The sequence below is a fragment of the Nitrospirota bacterium genome (assembly GCA_016178585.1).
Lineage (GTDB): Bacteria > Nitrospirota > Nitrospiria > JACQBW01 > JACQBW01 > JACOTA01.
Genome location: JACOTA010000043.1, coordinates 17,868 through 36,410, shown reverse-complemented (window position 1 = coordinate 36,410; position 18,543 = coordinate 17,868). Strand labels below are relative to the sequence as shown.

Below are 18,543 nucleotides of genomic sequence, written 5' to 3'. Positions count from 1 at the left end.
AAATATGAATCGTGAAAAACCAGCGGAAAAGCCTCTCATCGCGACATTGACCGATGGGGCTGTTGAAAAAGTTCGTGAAGCCCTTCAAGGGGGGAATTACGAAGGGATCCAAATGACCGTAAGCCGGCGCGGAGGGGATTTTGTTTATAAGTTTGATTATGTTGAAAAAGGAAAAGCAGACCCACGTGATTTTAATTTACCCTGCGGTGATTATCGGTTTTTTATCGATTGGCAGTCCGAAGATCTGATTAAAGGTTCTGTCATTGATTATGTTCATGCCGGTTTTACCCAGGCCTGGGTGATTGATAATCCCAATCCTGCCTGGGACAGTGAAATGGCCCGTGAAGTTGCCCGAATTCTGGATGAGGTGATTAATCCGGGGGTAGGGGAACATGGCGGACATATCAGTCTGGTCAACCTTAAAGACAACATGGTTTATGTTGAAATGTCCGGAGGATGCCAGGGGTGCGGGATGGCCGCCAAAACCTTAAAACATGGGGTCATGAAGATTCTCACTGAAAAATTTCCGCAAATTACCGATTTAATCGACATCACCGATCATTCTGCCGGCACCAATCCATTTTTCAACAATGAAAAGGGGAGTATTCCCACGTTTAAATCCTAAGACGTCGCTAATATAAGGCCAAGGCAGGGTGACTCCCTCGCGGGTCAAAGCGTCGACCGTTATTGCCTCGTATATCCTTCTTACTTTGGCCTAAAACGTTCATGAAACACGTTTCAGGCAGGTGGTTTGCCTCCTGACGCGCGTGGTTCTATCGCACGACCCACTCCTCCACCCCCCCTGCCATGGCCTTGGCCACCGTTTATTCAATTGTCGACAATATACCTTAAGATTTCTTGACTTTGGCGGGAATGTTTTGTAGAATCAAACGAACCTTTAAACCTAGTCCTGTGAGACTAGAAAGGATTTAGACGTGCCGCCTGATTCTTTTTTCTCCACCCAAAATTTAAACAGTCATCGACTTACGAAAAGCCTTCTTTTTTAACAGAAAGAAGGCTTTTTTTTGCCCTATGAGTAAACTTCACGAAAAACTGATTCTGGATAAGATCGGCATGGCAAGGTCTCTTAGCCGTATTGCCCACGAAATCATTGAGAAGAATAAAGGAACGTCTGATCTGATTCTTGTGGGAATTCGCACAGGGGGGATCCATTTGGCCAACCGTTTGCGAAAAAAGATCTTTGAAGTGGAAAAGGTTGAACTCCCAATCGGGGTTTTGGATATCACCCTTTACCGGGATGATTTAATGACAAAAAAAGAACATCCTGTTTTGAAGACGACAGAGATTCCGTATGACATTACAAAAAAGAGGGTTATCCTGGTCGACGACGTGTTGTTTACCGGAAGAACGATTCGGGCGGCGCTGGACAGCCTGATGGATCTCGGGCGTCCGCAGGCCATCGAGCTTGCCGTTCTGATTGACCGCGGGCATCGGGAATTACCGGTTCGGGCAGATTTTGTTGGAAAGAATCTTCCGACAGGCAAGGAAGAAAAAGTTAAAGTATTACTTGAAGAAGAGGGGGAGGAAGATCGTGTTGTGATCTTGCACTCCCGCCGGGAATAGAAAGCATCATTTAAGTAAATGTCTATTAAAAGAAAAGACCTTCTTGCTCTCAAAGACCTTCAAAAAGAAGAGATCGAATTAATTCTCGATACGGCGGTCTCTTTTAAAGAAGTGGCCACCCGGGATATTAAAAAGGTCCCAACCCTTCGGGGAAAAACGCTGATTAATTTATTTTACGAGCCGAGCACGCGTACACGCACCTCCTTTGAACTGGCCGCAAAACGGTTAAGCGCCGATGTCATCAATATCAGCCATTCAAACAGCAGCGCGGTGAAAGGGGAGAGCCTTCTTGATACCGCGAAAAATTTAGAAGCGATGAATGCCGATATGATCGTGATACGGCATCCCAGTTCCGGAGCTCCTGATATTCTGGCAAAGCATCTTAAAAGCTCGATTATCAACGCCGGGGACGGGGCTCATGAACACCCCACCCAGGGATTGCTGGACCTCTACACGATCCGGGAAAAGTTGGGTAGACTCGAAGGGGTAAAGGTCGCGATTGTCGGGGATATTACCCATAGCCGGGTGGCAAGATCTGATATTGCCGGTTTAACCAAGATGGGGGCTGAGGTAAGGCTTGTCGGACCTCCGACCATGATTCCTAAAGAGATTGAAGCCAGCGGGGTAACCGTTTATTACGATTTAAAGCAAGGGATCGAAGACGTTGATGTGGTTTTAATGCTGAGGCTCCAGCTCGAACGGCAGGGGAAAGGGCTTTTTCCAACCATTCGCGAATATAGCGAACTTTATGGTTTAAACAGGGAAAAGTTAAAATTCGCTAAAAGCGGGGTTCTGGTGATGCATCCGGGGCCGGTGAACCGGGGCGTGGAGATTATGCCGGACATCGCCGATGGCGTTTCCTCAGTCATTTTAGAGCAGGTGACAAACGGAATCGCCGTTCGAATGGCGGTGTTGTTTTTATTGTCAGGCCCGGCTTAAGCGATATTTTAAACAGGAGTCATAAGGTATGGGATTGGTTATTCAGGGGGGACGTCTAATCGACCCGAAAAACAAAATCGATCAGGTGATGAATCTGGTCATAGAGGGGGACCGGGTCGCACAGGTCTCGTCAAAACCGGTTGATCTCAAAGGCAGAGAGGTCATTGATGCCAAAGGGATGATCATCTCTCCCGGCTTTATCGACCTTCACGTCCACCTGAGAGACCCCGGACAGGAGTATAAAGAAGATATCCGCTCCGGCACGGAATCCGCCGCCGCCGGTGGTTTTACCTCTGTGTGCTGTATGCCGAACACCCGCCCGGTGAATGACAATGAAACCGTGACACAATATATTCTCGAGAAGGCTAAGCGAGAGGGCTTTGTCCATGTTTTACCGGTGGGCGCCATCACCAAAGGGTCGCAGGGACAAGAATTGGCTGAAATCGGTAAATTAAAGGAAGCGGGTTGCGTCGCGCTTTCGGACGACGGCTGGCCGGTGATGAACAGCGAAATGATGCGGAGAGCGTTGGAGTATGCCAAATCGTTTGATCTGGTCGTGATGCCCCATTGTGAGGACAAGCACCTCTCAGAGGGCGGCGTCATGAATGAGGGCCGCAGTTCCACCGAAATGGGTCTTCGGGGAATTCCCTGCCAGGCTGAAGAAATTATGATTGCCCGGGATATTCTCCTGGCTGATTTAACCAAAAGCCGGGTTCATTTTGCCCATATCAGCAGTGAAGGAGGCGTTCGTCTGATCCGGGAAGCAAAAGCCCGGGGAATTCCAGTTACCGCCGAAACCTGCCCTCATTATTTCAGCTTGACCGATGAAGCAACAATCGGCTATAACACCAATGCAAAAATGAACCCTCCGTTGCGGGGGTTAAAAGATCGTGAAGCGGTTAAAAGCGGTTTAAGAGACGGTACGATTGACGCCATTTCAACAGACCATGCCCCTCACAGTCCGGAAGAAAAAGAGCAGGAGTTTGATAAGGCTCCTTTTGGAATTATTGGTTTAGAAACGGTTCTTCCCCTTTCGCTCGCTCTGGAACGGGAAGGGGTTATTTCACTCCAGCAGATGATCGGTTTATTAACGTATCAACCGGCGAACATTTTAAAAATTAAAAAGGGTTCTCTCGAAGAGGGGGCGTTTGCTGATATCACCCTTTTTGATCCTTTGGCCGAGTGGGTTCTGGATTCAGGTCAATTGAAATCAAAAAGCAGGAATACGCCGTTTAATGGTTGGAAAATGAATGGACAGGTCAGGTATACAATCGTCAGCGGGAAAGTCGTCTACCGATCTTGAAAATGAGTGAACATGAAGGCTAAAAAAGCGGTTCTGATTTTAGAAGATGGAAAACTTTTCGAAGGGTTCTCGTTTGGCGCCGAGGGCGAGACCTCCGGAGAAGTCGTGTTCAATACGAGCATGACCGGGTACCAGGAAATCATTACCGATCCGTCTTACCAGGGACAGCTTGTAACCATGACCTATCCGCATATTGGAAATTACGGGATTAACGACTCTGATCATGAATCAAGAAAACCTTTTTTGGAGGGACTGATTGTTAAAGAAGTCTGTTTTACCCCTCAGAACTATTATTTAAGTAAAACTTTAACTTCTTATTTAAAAGAGAATAATATCATTGGAATTTATGGGATTGAGACAAGGACTTTAACCCGCCATTTACGAAATGAGGGATTGAAACTCGGAATCATTTCCACCCTGAATTTTGATCCTGATCTTTTGTTGTCCAGGCTCAAGGAAAACAGAGGGGTGATAGGACAAGATCTGGCTAAAGAGGTGACCTGTTCAAATATCCATACCTGGATCCACAGTCGGGAAAAACCGGAAAATCAAAAACTTAAAGTTTTAGTTTATGATTTTGGCGTGAAAGAAAATATTTTAAGAATGCTTTCTGACAAAGGGTGTGAAGTGGTGGTTCTTCCGGCGGACACCTCCTGTTCGAAAGTATTGGACCTGGCGCCTGACGGGGTTCTCTTATCGAATGGTCCGGGTGATCCGGAGGCGGTCTCTTATGCCATTAAAAACGTGGAAAAGCTTGTGGGTAAGCTCCCTATTTTTGGCATCTGCCTGGGTCACCAGATTTTAGGTCTTGCCATGGGAGGAAAAACCTACAAGTTAAAGTTCGGTCATCATGGGGGGAATCAGCCCGTAATGGATTTAACCACGAAAAAAGTTGAAATAACGGCGCAAAATCATGGTTTTGCCGTAGATATCGATTCCATCTCGTCTGAAATGGAACTCACCCATATTAATCTGAATGACCAAACCGTTGAGGGAATGAGGCATCGGTCTTTACCGGTATTTTCGGTGCAGTACCATCCCGAGGCGTCACCGGGTCCCCATGACGCCGGTTATTTGTTCGACCGGTTTATCCAACTCATGGAAAAGAATCCGCCTAACGTATAGATGCCAAAACGAACAGATATTAAGAAAATTTTAATTATCGGCTCCGGCCCGATTGTCATTGGACAGGGGTGTGAGTTTGATTATTCGGGAACCCAGGCCTGCAAGGTTTTAAGGGAGGAGGGGTTTAAGGTCGTTCTGATCAACAGCAACCCCGCGACGATCATGACCGACCCCGATCTGGCCGATGCCACCTACATTGAACCGATTCTTCCGGAGTATGTGGAGAAAATCATCGAAATTGAGCGTCCCGATGCGCTCTTGCCGACGATGGGAGGACAAACGGCGCTGAATACCGCGGTCCAACTTGTAGAAAACGGCGTGCTGGAAAAATATCATGTTCGTCTCATCGGAGCCAATTACAATTCCATCAAAAAGGCGGAAAACCGCCAGCTCTTTAAAAAAGCCATGGAAAAGGCCGGCATCGAAACTCCGAAAAGCGGTTATGCCCGGAGTAAGGAAGAAGCCCTGGGCGTGATCGAGGAAATCGGCTTTCCCGCGATTATCAGAGCCTCTTTTACACTCGGAGGGGCTGGTGGAAGCATTGCCTATAACCGTGAGGAGTTTGAAGAGCTGGTTGAATTGGGTCTTGCGGCCAGTCCGTCTCATGAGGTCCTGATTGAACAATCGGTTATCGGCTGGAAAGAGTTTGAACTCGAACTGATGCGGGACAAAGCGGACAATGTCGCCATCATCTGTTCGATTGAGAATATCGATCCGATGGGGGTGCATACGGGCGACAGCATCACGGTTGCGCCGATTCAAACGTTAAGCGATAAAGAATATCAGCGAATGAGGGATGCCGCCATCCGGGTGATTCGTGAAATCGGTGTTGAAACCGGCGGATCCAATATCCAATTTTCGTTGAACCCGAAAGATGGCAAGATGTTTGTCATCGAAATGAACCCGAGGGTTTCAAGAAGCTCGGCTCTTTCCTCAAAGGCCACCGGGTACCCCATTGCCAAAATCGCCGCGAAATTAGCGGTCGGCTACACGCTGGACGAAATTCCAAACGATATTACGCGAACAACGCCGGCTTCCTTTGAACCCACGCTCGATTATGTCGTGGTGAAGATCCCGCGATTTGACTTTGAAAAATTTCCTCAGGCTGATCAAACCTTAACCCCGCAGATGAAGTCGGTCGGAGAGGTGATGGCCATCGGAAGAACGTTTAAGGAAAGCCTTCAAAAAGCGATTACTTCTCTCGAAATCGATCGGATGGGTCTTGACCTGAAGAAGGGAACCTCATTGCCGGAAGGACGGGAAAAAGAGGCGATTAAAGAAAAACTCCTGGTTCCCAATCCGGAAAGGATATTTTATATCGCCGAAGGGTTCCGGCAGGGTTTTTCTTTGGAAGAAATCGCCCATGATACGCACATTGACCCATGGTTTCTTTACCAGATTAAGGAAATTGTTTTGTTTGAAGAGGAAATGATTCAGAATAAATCTAACGGCCGAACCCGTGAATGGCTGGAAAAAGCCAAAAGGTTTGGTTTTTCCGACCAAAAAATAGGGGAGATGATCGGATGTCCGGAAAGTGAAGTCTATCAATCGCGAAAGGCGCAGGGCGTTGTTCCTGTGTTTAAACGGGTAGATACCTGCGCGGCTGAATTTGAAGCCTATACCCCTTACCTCTATTCTACCTATGAAAAAGAGTGCGAAGCCTCTCCGACGGCCAAAAAAAAGGTGATGATCCTTGGCGGCGGGCCGAACCGGATTGGCCAGGGGATTGAATTTGATTATTGTTGCGTTCATGGCGTGATGGGTCTGAAGGAAGAGGGATACGAAACCATTATGGTTAATTGCAACCCTGAAACGGTCAGCACCGATTATGATACCGCCGACCGGCTTTATTTCGAGCCCCTGACCCTGGAAAATGTGCTGAGAATCATTGAGACTGAAAAACCGGAAGGGGTGGTTGTTCAATTCGGAGGACAGACGCCTCTTAAACTCGCATTGCCTTTAGAAGAACGGGGAATAAGGATTCTGGGAACCTCTCCCGATTCCATTGATTTAGCCGAAGACCGCGAGCGGTTTAAAAAGTTAGTCGAAGATTTACAGTTGGCCCAGCCTCAAAGCGGTTCGGCGCGTTCCTTTGAAGGCGCTAAAAAGATCGCTGAAACCATCGGCTATCCGGTCATGGTCCGCCCTTCGTATGTTTTGGGCGGAAAATCCATGATGATTGTGTATGACTCGACAAGCCTGGAACAGTACATGAAAAACGCCGTTTCCGCGTCGCGGTCCCATCCCGTCTTGATTGATAAATATCTGGAGGACGCCATTGAGATCGATGTCGATGCGATTTCCGACGGAGATGAGGTGGTCGTCGGCGGGATTATGGAGCATATTGAAGAAGCGGGGATTCATTCCGGGGACAGCGCCTGTTCTCTCCCCCCTTTTTCTCTCGCAGAGGTTCTGATTAAAGAGATCAAAAGACAAACCATTATCCTTGCGAAAGCCTTGAAAGTCGTGGGTTTGATCAATATTCAATTTGCCGTTAAGAATGGGGAGGTATTCATTCTTGAGGTGAATCCAAGAGCCTCCCGGACAGTCCCCTTTGTCAGTAAAACAATTGGTTTGCCTTTAGCCAAATTAGCCATTAAACTTATGGTAGGGAGAAAATTAAAAGAGTTTGGTCTGTCTGATACGCCGGTTTTTCATCACGTAGCCGTTAAAGAAGCGGTTTTTCCATTTAATAAATTTCCGGGGGTTGATCCGATTCTCGGGCCGGAAATGAAATCGACCGGTGAAGTGATGGGAATTGATGTCGATTTCGGAAAGGCTTTTGCAAAATCCCAATCGGCGGCGGGAAGCCCTTTACCATTAAGCGGCACGGTTTTTTTAAGTGTGAAGGACAAGCCATTGCTTCTCCCGATCGCCCGGGATTTGTTTGAGCTGGGTTTTAAGCTCATCGGGACCCGCGGTACCGTAGAATATCTATCCCGTCACCAGGTTAAAATCGGGTTGGTCAATAAAATCGTCGAAGGACGTCCTCATGTTGTCGATCATATGAAAAATATGGAAATTCAATTGTCAATTAATACCGTTGGGGATAAAATATCTCAAACCGATTCTTATCCCATCCGCCAAACGACGCTTCAGCAAAAAATTCCCTATTTTACCACTATGGCCGGTGCAAGGGCGGCGGTTCGGGGTATAAGCTCCCTGTTGAAGGATCAGGTTTCTGTTCAGTCACTCCAGCAGTATCATCAAAAAAAATAAAAATCTTGTATAATATATTTTTTAAGGAGGAAGTCATTTGAAAGAACCGATGACACGAAAAGGCTATGAGAAACTACAGAAAGAGCTTGAAAGGCTCAAACGGGTAGAGCGGCCTAAAAACATAGCTGATATTGCCGAAGCCCGGGCGCATGGCGACCTTTCTGAAAACGCAGAGTATTCAGCCGCAAAAGAACACCAATCTTTTTTAGAGGGAAAAATACGGGAGATCGAAACAAAATTAGTCGATTCTCAGGTCATTGAAACGGCCAATCTCTCAACCGAGAAAGTTGTTTTCGGAGCTACGGTGGTTCTCATTGACGTGGAAACGGAAGAAGAAAGAAAATACACCCTGGTCGGGATGGATGAAGCTGATTTAAAAGAGAATAAAATTTCAATTCATTCTCCCGTGGCAAAAGCCCTGATTGGACAAAAAGTCAGTGTTACGGTTAAAATAAAAGCGCCGGCAAGAACGATAGAATACCAAATTTCTAAAATATTTTTTGAGGAAACTTAAACGTTAGGATGTTGAAAAGCCCGTTCAATGTCTTTGCGAGGAACGATTTCAGTGGTTGCGAGGCGAAGCCAAAGCAAACTCGGAGACGAGATTCCTCGCTTTGCTCGGAACAGGCTCCGCAATTCAGAACTTATTGATTTTATTGAAGGGGAGATTGCTTCGCTTCGCTCGCAATGACGGTAAAAAGAGTTTTTCAACATCCTGTTAGGCTTTGCCCGTGTGTGTGAAAACAAGGGATTGGGGGGTAGATGAAACCTGTTATTACGCTGACCACCGATTTTGGGAACAAAGACTACTTTGTCGGGAGCGTCAAAGGGGTAATTTTACAAATTAATCCCGATATCAAAATTGTTGATATCACGCATGAAATTCCCCCTTTTTCTATTCAAGACGGCGCCTTCGTCATTTATTCTTCCTTTCGTTTTTTTCCGAAAGGGAGTATTCATCTGGTTGTGGTAGACCCCGGTGTAGGCAGTGAACGGAAATCAATATTAGTGGTAAGTCGATCAGGATTTTTCCTCGGCCCGGATAACGGTCTTTTCAGTTACATTTATGAAGAAGACGACCCCTGCCAGGTGTATGAAATTACCGAAAAGAAGTTCTTCTTACCGTCCATCGGACAGACCTTTCACGGGAGGGATGTTTTTGCCCCGGTGGCCGCCTGGCTATCTACTGAAATGGAGAGCTCCTCTTTCGGAAAACTCATTGAAAATCCTATCAAATTTCGCATTCCGAAACCGGTAACCGAAAAAAATAAAATCACCGGACAAATCATTTACATTGACCGTTACGGGAACCTGATTACCAATATTAAAGTTGCGAACCTTTCTGAAATCGATTTAACAAAATGCAGATTAATGATTGGAGCTTACAGCCTTGCCGGAGGAAAAAAATTTTACGGTGAAGCCGGGGATAAAGAACCTTCTTTTACGATCAATAGTTCAGGACATTTAGAAATCTTCCAAAATAAATCAAATGCCGCAGACTTTTTACATGCTTCTCTTCAAGATTCCGTTCAACTGATCCAGCCTTAACGGGTTCCGCTCACTGTTTTGTTTTGACTCCGCTGATTTAAAGTTGTTAAAATAGCTCTCAAAATTAAATCTAAAATAATGTTTTTAATGACAAAACGAAAGAGAGAGATTTGAAAAAGTTATTTATTAAATCGTTTGGCTGTCAGATGAATGACCACGACGCTGAACAAATGGTCGGGTTGCTTCAAAAAGAGGGTTTTTCGTTGACTGACCGGCAGGAAGAGGCCGATATGATTATCATGAATACCTGCAGTATTCGTGATAAGGCCGAGCAAAAAGCCTATAGCGAATTTGGAAAACTTGATACCCTGAAAAAGAAAAACCCGGAATTAATCATCGGATTTGCGGGATGTGTGGCTCAACAAGAGGGAAGCAAGATCCTCCAGCGGATTTCAAATGTGGATTTTGTCATGGGACCGAGGAATATCAGCGACCTTCCGGTCATTCTTGAAAAAATGGAGCAAAATGAGCGGGTGGTTCATACTCGCGATGAAGACCCGATTGCCCCAAGCCGCCCTTCCTATCGAAAAGATAATTTGAAAGCCTGGGTCACCATTATGGAAGGGTGTGATTATGGATGCACCTACTGCGTGGTCCCCACAACCCGAGGGGCCGAAAGGAGCCGGCCCAGCAGAGAAATTTTTCATGAAGTCGAGCGATTAGCCGGCGAAGGGTTTAAGGAAATTACCCTCCTCGGACAAACCGTAAACTCTTACGGAAGGAATCTTCCGGAAATAATTGATTTTTCTGATCTTTTAGCTATTCTACAGCGTGTGGATGGGATTGAACGAATCCGGTTTATGACCTCTCATCCCAACGATTTGACCCGGAAGCTGGTGGAAACGATAGGACGTTACCCTAAAATTTGTAAACATATTCATTTGCCGATTCAATCCGGATCGAACAGGATTCTCCAATCCATGAAACGAGGATATACCTATCCCGAATATCTTGAAAAAGTCTCCTTGTTGCGGTCTGTCATGCCGGAAATCAGCATTACTTCGGATATTATTACCGGTTTTCCGGGAGAAACGGAAACGGAGTTTCAGGAAACGCTTGATATGTTAAGAGAAGTTCAATTTGACGCCCTTTTTGCTTTTAAATACTCCAACCGGCCGAACACGATTGCTCCTTTAATGGACGGTCAGGTTTCGGAAGATGTTAAATCGAAACGTCTGGCTGAAATTCTCGAAATTCAGCAGGAAATTTCCCGCAATAAGAATCAAAAATTGCTTGGAGTCGTGAAAGAGGTACTTGTCGAAGGGGTCAGCAAGAATAACCCGGAAAGATGGGCGGGGAGAACCGATTGCAACCGGATGGTCCATTTTAACACACCGAGAGATTTAAAGGGGATGATCGTTCCCCTTCGGATTACAGAAGCAAGAATTTCCTCGGTAGACGGCGAACTTGTATGAAAATTGCTTTTGCGACCCTGGGGTGTAAGGTCAACCAGTTTGATACCGCCGTCATGTCTCAGGAAGTGGCCGGAGAAAACCACCAGGTGGTTTCTTATGGCCAGAAAGCGGACCTCTACGTCATCAACACCTGTACGGTTACAGAAAATGCCGATTTGGAATCCCGCGAATGGGTTAAAAGGGCCCGTCTGACCAACCCACAGGCAAAAATCATCGTAACCGGGTGTTATGCCCAGACCAACCCGGCCGAGGTTCAAAAAATACCCGGAATCAACCTGATCTTAGGAAATGAAGAGAAAAAAAAGATCTCGTCTTATTTGCCGATTTTAAACTCTTTGTTACTGACCGGAGAGCAAACTGAGCAGATCAGTTGTGTCGGGGAGATTTCCAAGGAAAAACTTTTCAAACAGCCCCTTATTGAATTTTTCTTAGATAAAACCAGAGCATTTCTAAAAGTTCAGGACGGGTGTAATGCCTGGTGTTCTTTTTGCATCATCCCTCAAGCCAGGGGCAAAAGCAGGAGCTTTACACCGGATGAGATCGTCGAACAAATTCTGCGGTTTGAAGAAAAGGGGTACCGGGAAGTCGTTTTTACCGGGATTAATTTAGGGGCCTACGGCCTCGATTTTTCTCCGAAATCCTCTTTATTGGAGTTATTTCGTTTTGTAGAACGGAAAACGTCGCATATTCGTTTCAGGTTCAGCTCCATTGAACCTGATTACTTTAGCGATGAATTAGTGGACGTCTTTACGGCCTCAAAACGGGTTTGCCGCCATTTTCATATTCCGTTGCAAAGCGGCGATCGGGGAATTTTACAGAAAATGAACCGAAAATATACTCCGCAGGATTACCGGAAAACCGTTGAAAAAATCCATGATCAGATGCCTGACGCGGGGATCGGACTGGATGTGATGGTCGGGTTTCCCGGGGAAGGTTTAAAAGAGTTTGATGCCACGTATCAATTGATTTCGGATCTGCCCGTCTCTTATCTGCATGTTTTCCCTTATTCCTCGAGAGAGAAGACCGCCGCAAGCCTTTTTCCCGGCCAGGTTTCACCCGAAGAGAAAAAAGAAAGGTCCTGCCGCCTTCGTCAATTAAGTCAAACTAAAGGGGAGAATTTTAAGAGGAGATTCATCGGAAAAAGCGTAAAGCTTTTAGTTGAAGAGAGCAGGGAACACGATCCCCCGGGAACAAAACGGGGTTTATCCGATAATTATCTTAAAATTCTTATTGAAAAGGCTCCGCATTTAAAACCCAACCAATATATTACCGTTATCCCTCATACTCTGCAAAGAGACAAATTAATCGCCAACTTATTTTAAAAATAACGGATTTTAATATCTCGAATGGTCTCTTTTTTTAACGTGAATTCAGGCAAAAATAACGGCAAAAAACTGCACTAGTTTTAGGCAAAGAGGTTGAATCGCTCTCCCGCAGGCAGTTTCGCCTTAATTCACAATTCAAATCACAAGTTATCCATAGCCCTTTGTGGACACCCTGATCAGAACGGGCCTTACAAAATCGTGGGATTTCATTTAATAAGAATTTTTTTAGATTTCTCTCTGTTGAAGCAAATGTTTAAGGTCAGCGAGGCCTTTTTCATTTCCAATGCAAATCAGAAAATCCCCCCCTTCCAAAACCGTATTCCCATGAGCCAATTCCATCCGGTTTTCTTTTTTGACCATTAAAACGAGAATGTTTTGTCTAAGAGGAAGCTCTTTGATTTTTTTTTGCGCATATTTGGTATTTTCCGGAACAGGGATTTGAAGAAGGCCCCAGCCTGTTCGGTTGAATTGGTCTGTACATTCGGAGAGCGCCTCCTTTAAGGCCTTGCGTTGAATGACGGATAATTCTTGAAGGGCCTGAGAGTATTTATCCTTTAAACTTTGGATGACCTCCAGTTCCTGTTGAAACAGGGAAGTGTTTAGGTTTTGAAGGTTTGGATTTCTTTGATAATATTCCAGAGCTTTCCGCCCTAATTTGGTAAATCCACGATCCAATTCCCTTTCAATTAGATTTCCGGTCAGGGAGATTTTAACTTCCCTCATCCGATAATCCAGTTTATCAGCCAACGAAAAAATAAGTTCTTTAAAACCCGCGAACCATGAAGGAAATTCAATTTTAAGAAAGTTCAACATATTGAAATAGTTAAAATATAGTTAAAATAATGGACAAAAAATTAAACTCTTTAACGTCTGATAAGGTATATTATGTTAAATATTATGTCGTTATCGGATAAAAAAGCTTTTACATTCCAAAATTATATTTTATTTAGAAAGGATTCACAACTTTAAAATAATTCAACTTCTTTTATCTAAACAAAAACCTGTTCAAATTTGTTCATTTTTTAAAATTCAAGTATAGGACTAAAGATAAGTTTGTAAAAAAATATCATTATTTTTCATTTAAAATCAATAACTTATCATTTAAAAAATGCTTTTTTTAGTTGGTCTAACAATTGCATTTATACGAAAAAAAGCCTTAAAAACATGGAGATCCCAATGAAGAGTAAATTTGATACGAATGTCCTCGTAGTTGATGATGAAATGGGGCCAAGAGAATCGTTGAAAATGATCCTGAAACCGTATTACAACGTTTTTACCGCGGAAAATGCTCAAAAAGCTTTGGAAATTCTTAATGAAACGCCAATTGATTTGGCCACCCTTGATTTTAAAATGCCAGGAATGACCGGGACAGAATTACTAAAAGAGATTAGAAAGTCCAATGAAGAAATTTCGATCATTATGATCACCGGGTTTGGAACGATGAAAAGCGCTGTCGAAGGAATTCGATACGGCGCTTCAGATTATCTCGTAAAACCCTTTGAAATAATGGAAATTATTGAAATTGTTAAAAAAAATCTGGATAAAAAGAAATCAAAAAGTCAGGTAAATAAATTTGTCAATGAGATGGCCCAGGTGATGGGGGTTCCTGTTCCAAGAAATGATTTTTCAAAATTTAGTTCGATGAGAGCCTATATTTTAAAGAAAATGGAGATTTGTTTTTCCGGGTTTAATTCCCGGTTTGCCTCAAAAGAAGAGGCCATTATTTCTTCAATGAAAGACCTGATTAACGCCGCTGAAAGTCATTCAGCATGGGATAGCCACTCGCCGAGCGTGGCATATTTTGCAAATCTCCTTGGAAAAAAAATTAACCTTGACCCAAAAACACTCGAGGATCTTGAGACGGCGGCATGGCTCCATGATCTTGGAATTTTTGGGGTCTATTATCGATATCTTGATTTTGAAAACAGCGATAATCCCAGGGTTAAAGACTATTCTTTTCAGAAGGCCGATCTGGGAAAATTATTTTGCAAAACACTTAATTTACCGGAAGAAATCGTAAATGCGATCGCTCATCAGAACGAGAAATACAATGGTGAGGGACTCCCCGATCACTTGGCGGGCGATCAAATCCCCATGTTTTCAAGAATCATTTCGATTGCCGAAAAAGTTGAGGAGTTATCCAGAAAGTTTAATGATGGAAGAATGGTGGTGAATTTTCTAAAAGAGGAAGAAGGAAAACAATTTGATCCTGTTTTGGTCAGACATATGGTGGAGATCATTCTGAAAATCAAAAAATAATTGATCTAGATGTTTTCGGGAACTCTGGCCAGCATTTCTTCAGCGTGCTTTATCGTATTCGGCGTAATTTTAATGCCGCCCAACATTCGGCCGATTTCAATAATTCTATCTTTCTCAGTGAGCTGGTTAACGAAAACCGATGTTTTACCGCTTTTTATTTTTTTTTCCACGGCAAAATGAGTATTCCCGAACGCCGCAATTTGGGCCAAATGGGTGATACAAAAAATTTGTTGCGACGTGGATAGCTCCCATAACCGTTTTCCTATCAATTCAGCTACCGCACCGCCGACTCCCGTGTCAATTTCATCAAAAATAAGAACCGGAACGGCTTCTTCTTTAGACAGGATTGTTTTTAACGCGAGCATCACTCTGGACAGTTCTCCTCCTGAGGCAACCTTCTCAATTTCCACCGGGGTATATCCGGGATTTAAAGATATTAAAAAAGAGACCGTTTCCTTACCGTGTCTGGAAAATTTCGCAGATTCAGTCAATGGCGTCAAGATGATCTTAAACTGAGCTTGTTCAAATTTAAGTCCTTTGAGCTCCTTTAATAATTTTTTTTCTAATTCGTGGGAAGCTCCTTTTCTTTTTGAGGAAAGCCGGTCCGCCAGGTCATTTAAATTTGTTTCAGTTTCAGTCAAATTTAAATTTAACTGATGTTTATGGGTTTCCAGGTTTTCAATTTCTTCGACTTCCTGTTTAAGGTTTTTCAAAAGGTTTAGACTCTCTGAAATCGTACCGCCGTACTTTTTTTTTAGTTGAGAAATGTCAAATAAACGCCTCTCGATTCTTTCGAGTGTTTCAGGCTGATCCTCAATTTTCTCCCGATAATCTCGCAATAAATTGCAGGCCTCTTTAAGATGAATTTGTCCGGTTTTAAAAAGTTGGACCATAGGTTCGGTCTGCGGGTCGACCGAAAAAAGGTCGTTTATTAGCCGGTCGATTTGCTGAAGATTGGTTAAAACCGCTGATTCTTCCTTTTCAAAAAGGAGGTGGTAAGCCTCGGCTGATTTTGTTTTCAAAAATTCCGATTGGGATAAAATTTCCTTTTCCCGGATTAAATTCAATTCTTCATCCGGGGACAGGTTGGCCGATTCCAGCTCTTCAATTTGGAAAAGAAGAAAGGATCTTTTTGACTTTTTTTCCTCTTCTATTTTTTCTAAATCCTGAATCTTTTGAAGAAGGTTGTTCCATTTTTGATAAAGAGTTTCATAGTCTCGTTTTAAGGGTATTAAGCCGGCAAAGGAATCAAGCAGTAAAAGCTGGGTGTGTTTCTTAAACAGGGAGGTCTGATGGTTTTGCCCATGAATTTCGAGGAGCGCTTCGGATAATTCCGAAAGAAGAGACAGGTTCACGAGGTTTCCATTAAGAAAGGATTTATTTTTGCCGGATGAGGAAATTAGTCTCCTTACGACAATTTCATCCTCATCTTCACTCAAATAATGTAAATTCCTGTATTTTTCTTTTAAAGGGAAATCAGGCGGGAGAACAAAGTTTCCCTCAATAAGGGCCTCCGTCGCGCCTTCCCGAATATTTTCCTGAAAACCCTTGCCTCCAAGCAAGGTTTGGAGGGCATCGACAATAATTGATTTTCCTGCGCCTGTCTCCCCGGTAATGACATTCAGGCCCTTTCCAAAATCAAGATGGAGGTCATGAATAATGGCAAAGTCTTTAATGTGGAGTCCCTGGAGCATAGGAGAGCGTTTTCTTGTATTTTTTTATTTTTAGGCTAACAAACGATCAATCGTCTCTTTAAATTGTTTTTTTGACATTGCCCCGACTAATTTTTCAATGACTTTCCCCTCTTTAAAAAATAAAAGGGTTGGAATCCCCATGATCTGATACCTTCCGGCCACGTCCTGATTTTCGTCGGTGTTCAATTTAAAAACCTTTAATTTTCCAATATATTCGGTCGCCAGTTCGTCAATAATGGGAGCAACCATTTTACAGGGACCACACCAAACGGCCCAGAAATCGACCATCACCAATCCATTTGTCTTTAATACTTCCTGATCCCAGTTTCCTGACCCCGCTTTTAGCACTTCCGACATTGAAATTTCTCCTTCATTTTTTTTGTATGCTAGAAAAGTAAATTCTATATGATACCTTTTACCCTGTCAATTTTAAAAAAAAAGCCCCTTCTTTTGTGAAGGGGCTTTTAAAATGGAAAACGGTTTAAAGTTTAGTACATGTCACCCATTCCACCCCCGGCTCCAGGCGGCATCATTGGAGTTTTTTTCTCTTCCGGAATATCCGCAATCATCACTTCAGTGGTCAGCATCAAACCTGAAACGCTGGCGGCATTCTGTAAAGCGCTCCGGGTCACTTTGGTAGGATCAATGATCCCCGCGTCTACCATATTGACATAATTTCCGGTTGCGGCATCAAAGCCGTTATTTCCCTTTTCGTTTTTAACTTTTTCAACGACGACAGAACCTTCAAATCCCGCGTTTTCAGCAATTTGACGAATGGGTTCTTCAAGGGCCCTTTTTACGATATTGACGCCCCATTGCAGATCACCTCCGAGTTCCAGTTTCGCTAAAGCTGAAAGACAGCGGAGAAGGGCGACGCCGCCACCAGGAACGATTCCTTCTTCCACAGCGGCTTTCGTTGCGTGAAGAGCGTCTTCGACCCGGGCTTTCTTTTCCTTCATTTCGGTTTCTGTCGCGGCGCCGACATTAATCACCGCCACGCCCCCGACAATCTTGGCAAGCCGTTCCTGAAGCTTTTCCTTATCGTAATCGGAGGTTGTTTCCTCAACCTGGGCTTTGATTTGTTTCACCCGGCCTTGAATTTTCGCCTGATCTCCGGCGCCTTCGACAATCGTCGTATTATCCTTGTCAATGGTAATTCTTTTTGCTCTTCCCAAATCAGAAATTTTAACGTTTTCCAATTTAAGACCAAGGTCTTCTGAAATGACCTGTCCTCCGGTTAAAATCGCGATATCTTCAAGCATCGCCTTCCTTCGGTCGCCAAATCCCGGGGCCTTAACTGCCGCGCAATTGAGGGTCCCTCTCAGTTTATTGACTACCAGCGTTGCCAAAGCTTCCCCTTCAACATCTTCGCTAAGAATCAGGAAGGGTTTTCCCATTTTCGCAATCTGTTCGAGAATGGGGAGAAGGTCTTTCATGGTGCTGATTTTTTTCTCATTGATGAGAATAAAAGCGTCTTCCAATACGGTTTCCATACGATCGGAATCGGTGACGAAGTAAGGAGAAATATAGCCGCGGTCAAACTGCATTCCTTCAACCACTTCCAGAGAGGTCGACATACTTTTTGCTTCTTCCACCGTAATGACGCCGTCTTTTCCAACTTTTTCCATTGCTTCGGAAATTAAGTCGCCAATGGTTTTGTCGTTATTGGCTGAAATCGTTCCGATTTGTGAAATTTCTTTTTTTGACTGACAGGGCTTGCTGATTTTCTTTAACTCTTCGACCACCAATTCCACTGCGCGTTCAATTCCCCGCTTAATATCCATGGCGTTGGCTCCGGCGGAGGTATGTTTGACCCCTTCCCGATAGATCGCCTGGGCTAAGACTGTGGCGGTTGTCGTTCCGTCACCGGCGGTATCACTTGTTTTACTGGCAACTTCCTTAACCAATTGCGCACCCATATTTTCATACGGATCTTTTAACTCAATTTCCTTTGCAACCGTAACGCCGTCCTTGGTGATCGTGGGAGCGCCAAATTTCTTTTCGATGACCGCATTTCTTCCACGGGGTCCCAAGGTGGCCTTTACGGCATCTGTCAACTGATTCACCCCTCTTAAAATTAATGTTCGCGCATCTTCGCTAAATAATATTTGTTTTGCCATGCTTTTAACTCC

At 44.2% G+C, this 18,543-nt stretch carries 15 protein-coding genes; 11 read left to right on the top strand and 4 right to left on the bottom strand.

The window, feature by feature from the left end; all coding sequences use genetic code 11:
* The first annotated feature begins 4 nt into the window (after nt 1–4).
* The 10 genes from HYR79_07910 (at nt 5) to mtaB (ending at nt 12,455) form a co-directional block, all read left to right on the top strand.
* On the top strand, nt 5–625 hold the full coding sequence (locus tag HYR79_07910) for a NifU family protein (GenBank protein ID MBI1821619.1): 621 nt from the start codon (nt 5–7) through the stop codon (nt 623–625).
* A 407-nt stretch (nt 626–1,032) separates the two neighbouring features.
* The gene (pyrR, locus tag HYR79_07905) at nt 1,033–1,584 is read left to right on the top strand and encodes a bifunctional pyr operon transcriptional regulator/uracil phosphoribosyltransferase PyrR (GenBank protein ID MBI1821618.1); all 552 of its coding nucleotides are present in this window, start codon (nt 1,033–1,035) and stop codon (nt 1,582–1,584) included.
* An 18-nt stretch (nt 1,585–1,602) separates the two neighbouring features.
* Nucleotides 1,603–2,523 (top strand): aspartate carbamoyltransferase catalytic subunit, encoded by a 921-nt coding sequence (locus tag HYR79_07900; GenBank protein MBI1821617.1) that lies wholly within the window; start codon nt 1,603–1,605, stop codon nt 2,521–2,523.
* Nucleotides 2,524–2,551: 28 nt separating this feature from the next.
* Nucleotides 2,552–3,826, top strand: coding sequence for a dihydroorotase (locus tag HYR79_07895; GenBank protein ID MBI1821616.1), 1,275 nt, complete (start codon nt 2,552–2,554; stop codon nt 3,824–3,826).
* 12 nt (nt 3,827–3,838) lie between these two features.
* Nucleotides 3,839–4,951, top strand: coding sequence for a glutamine-hydrolyzing carbamoyl-phosphate synthase small subunit (gene carA / locus HYR79_07890; protein ID MBI1821615.1), 1,113 nt, complete (start codon nt 3,839–3,841; stop codon nt 4,949–4,951).
* Nucleotides 4,952–8,170, top strand: coding sequence for a carbamoyl-phosphate synthase large subunit (gene carB, locus HYR79_07885; protein MBI1821614.1), 3,219 nt, complete (start codon nt 4,952–4,954; stop codon nt 8,168–8,170).
* A 49-nt stretch (nt 8,171–8,219) separates the two neighbouring features.
* The gene (greA, locus tag HYR79_07880; GenBank protein ID MBI1821613.1) at nt 8,220–8,684 is read left to right on the top strand and encodes a transcription elongation factor GreA; all 465 of its coding nucleotides are present in this window, start codon (nt 8,220–8,222) and stop codon (nt 8,682–8,684) included.
* Nucleotides 8,685–8,932: 248 nt separating this feature from the next.
* Nucleotides 8,933–9,718 carry an SAM-dependent chlorinase/fluorinase gene (locus HYR79_07875; GenBank protein ID MBI1821612.1) on the top strand — a complete coding sequence of 262 codons (786 nt, stop codon included), beginning with the start codon at nt 8,933–8,935 and terminating at the stop codon, nt 9,716–9,718.
* A gap of 110 nt (nt 9,719–9,828) precedes the next feature.
* Nucleotides 9,829–11,133 carry a tRNA (N6-isopentenyl adenosine(37)-C2)-methylthiotransferase MiaB gene (gene miaB, locus HYR79_07870; GenBank protein ID MBI1821611.1) on the top strand — a complete coding sequence of 435 codons (1,305 nt, stop codon included), beginning with the start codon at nt 9,829–9,831 and terminating at the stop codon, nt 11,131–11,133.
* The gene (gene mtaB / locus HYR79_07865) at nt 11,130–12,455 is read left to right on the top strand and encodes a tRNA (N(6)-L-threonylcarbamoyladenosine(37)-C(2))-methylthiotransferase MtaB (protein MBI1821610.1); all 1,326 of its coding nucleotides are present in this window, start codon (nt 11,130–11,132) and stop codon (nt 12,453–12,455) included. Before miaB ends, mtaB begins: the two co-directional genes overlap by 4 nt.
* 228 nt (nt 12,456–12,683) lie before the next feature.
* On the opposite strand, the gene HYR79_07860 is transcribed toward mtaB, so the two are convergent.
* Entirely contained in the window at nt 12,684–13,181 is a 498-nt protein-coding gene (locus HYR79_07860) for a TrkA C-terminal domain-containing protein (GenBank protein ID MBI1821609.1), read from the bottom strand.
* 453 nt (nt 13,182–13,634) lie between these two features.
* Between HYR79_07860 and HYR79_07855 the strand changes: the two genes are divergently transcribed.
* Nucleotides 13,635–14,717: a response regulator gene (locus tag HYR79_07855; GenBank protein MBI1821608.1), complete on the top strand. Its 1,083-nt coding sequence runs from the start codon at nt 13,635–13,637 to the stop codon at nt 14,715–14,717.
* Between the two features lie 5 nt (nt 14,718–14,722).
* Here the strand turns inward: HYR79_07855 and recN are convergent, their stop codons facing one another.
* The 3 genes from recN to groL form a co-directional block, all read right to left on the bottom strand.
* Nucleotides 14,723–16,411 (bottom strand): DNA repair protein RecN, encoded by a 1,689-nt coding sequence (recN, locus tag HYR79_07850; GenBank protein ID MBI1821607.1) that lies wholly within the window; start codon nt 16,409–16,411, stop codon nt 14,723–14,725.
* A gap of 30 nt (nt 16,412–16,441) precedes the next feature.
* Entirely contained in the window at nt 16,442–16,768 is a 327-nt protein-coding gene (gene trxA / locus HYR79_07845) for a thioredoxin (protein ID MBI1821606.1), read from the bottom strand.
* 131 nt (nt 16,769–16,899) lie between these two features.
* On the bottom strand, nt 16,900–18,531 hold the full coding sequence (gene groL / locus HYR79_07840; protein MBI1821605.1) for a chaperonin GroEL: 1,632 nt from the start codon (nt 18,529–18,531) through the stop codon (nt 16,900–16,902).
* Between the last annotated feature and the right edge of the window lie 12 nt (nt 18,532–18,543).

Excerpts from the sequence above, each read along its gene's own strand:
- HYR79_07910 (MBI1821619.1), top strand. The coding sequence starts at position 5 with ATGAATCGTGAAAAACCAGCGGAAAAGCCTCTCATCGCGACATTGACC.
- pyrR (MBI1821618.1), top strand. The coding sequence starts at position 1,033 with ATGAGTAAACTTCACGAAAAACTGATTCTGGATAAGATCGGCATGGCA.
- HYR79_07900 (MBI1821617.1), top strand. The coding sequence starts at position 1,603 with ATGTCTATTAAAAGAAAAGACCTTCTTGCTCTCAAAGACCTTCAAAAA.
- HYR79_07895 (MBI1821616.1), top strand. The coding sequence starts at position 2,552 with ATGGGATTGGTTATTCAGGGGGGACGTCTAATCGACCCGAAAAACAAA.
- carA (MBI1821615.1), top strand. The coding sequence starts at position 3,839 with ATGAAGGCTAAAAAAGCGGTTCTGATTTTAGAAGATGGAAAACTTTTC.
- carB (MBI1821614.1), top strand. The coding sequence starts at position 4,952 with ATGCCAAAACGAACAGATATTAAGAAAATTTTAATTATCGGCTCCGGC.
- greA (MBI1821613.1), top strand. The coding sequence starts at position 8,220 with ATGACACGAAAAGGCTATGAGAAACTACAGAAAGAGCTTGAAAGGCTC.
- HYR79_07875 (MBI1821612.1), top strand. The coding sequence starts at position 8,933 with ATGAAACCTGTTATTACGCTGACCACCGATTTTGGGAACAAAGACTAC.
- mtaB (MBI1821610.1), top strand. The coding sequence starts at position 11,130 with ATGAAAATTGCTTTTGCGACCCTGGGGTGTAAGGTCAACCAGTTTGAT.
- HYR79_07860 (MBI1821609.1), bottom strand. The coding sequence starts at position 13,181 with ATGAGGGAAGTTAAAATCTCCCTGACCGGAAATCTAATTGAAAGGGAA.
- HYR79_07855 (MBI1821608.1), top strand. The coding sequence starts at position 13,635 with ATGAAGAGTAAATTTGATACGAATGTCCTCGTAGTTGATGATGAAATG.
- recN (MBI1821607.1), bottom strand. The coding sequence starts at position 16,411 with ATGCTCCAGGGACTCCACATTAAAGACTTTGCCATTATTCATGACCTC.
- trxA (MBI1821606.1), bottom strand. The coding sequence starts at position 16,768 with ATGTCGGAAGTGCTAAAAGCGGGGTCAGGAAACTGGGATCAGGAAGTA.
- groL (MBI1821605.1), bottom strand. The coding sequence starts at position 18,531 with ATGGCAAAACAAATATTATTTAGCGAAGATGCGCGAACATTAATTTTA.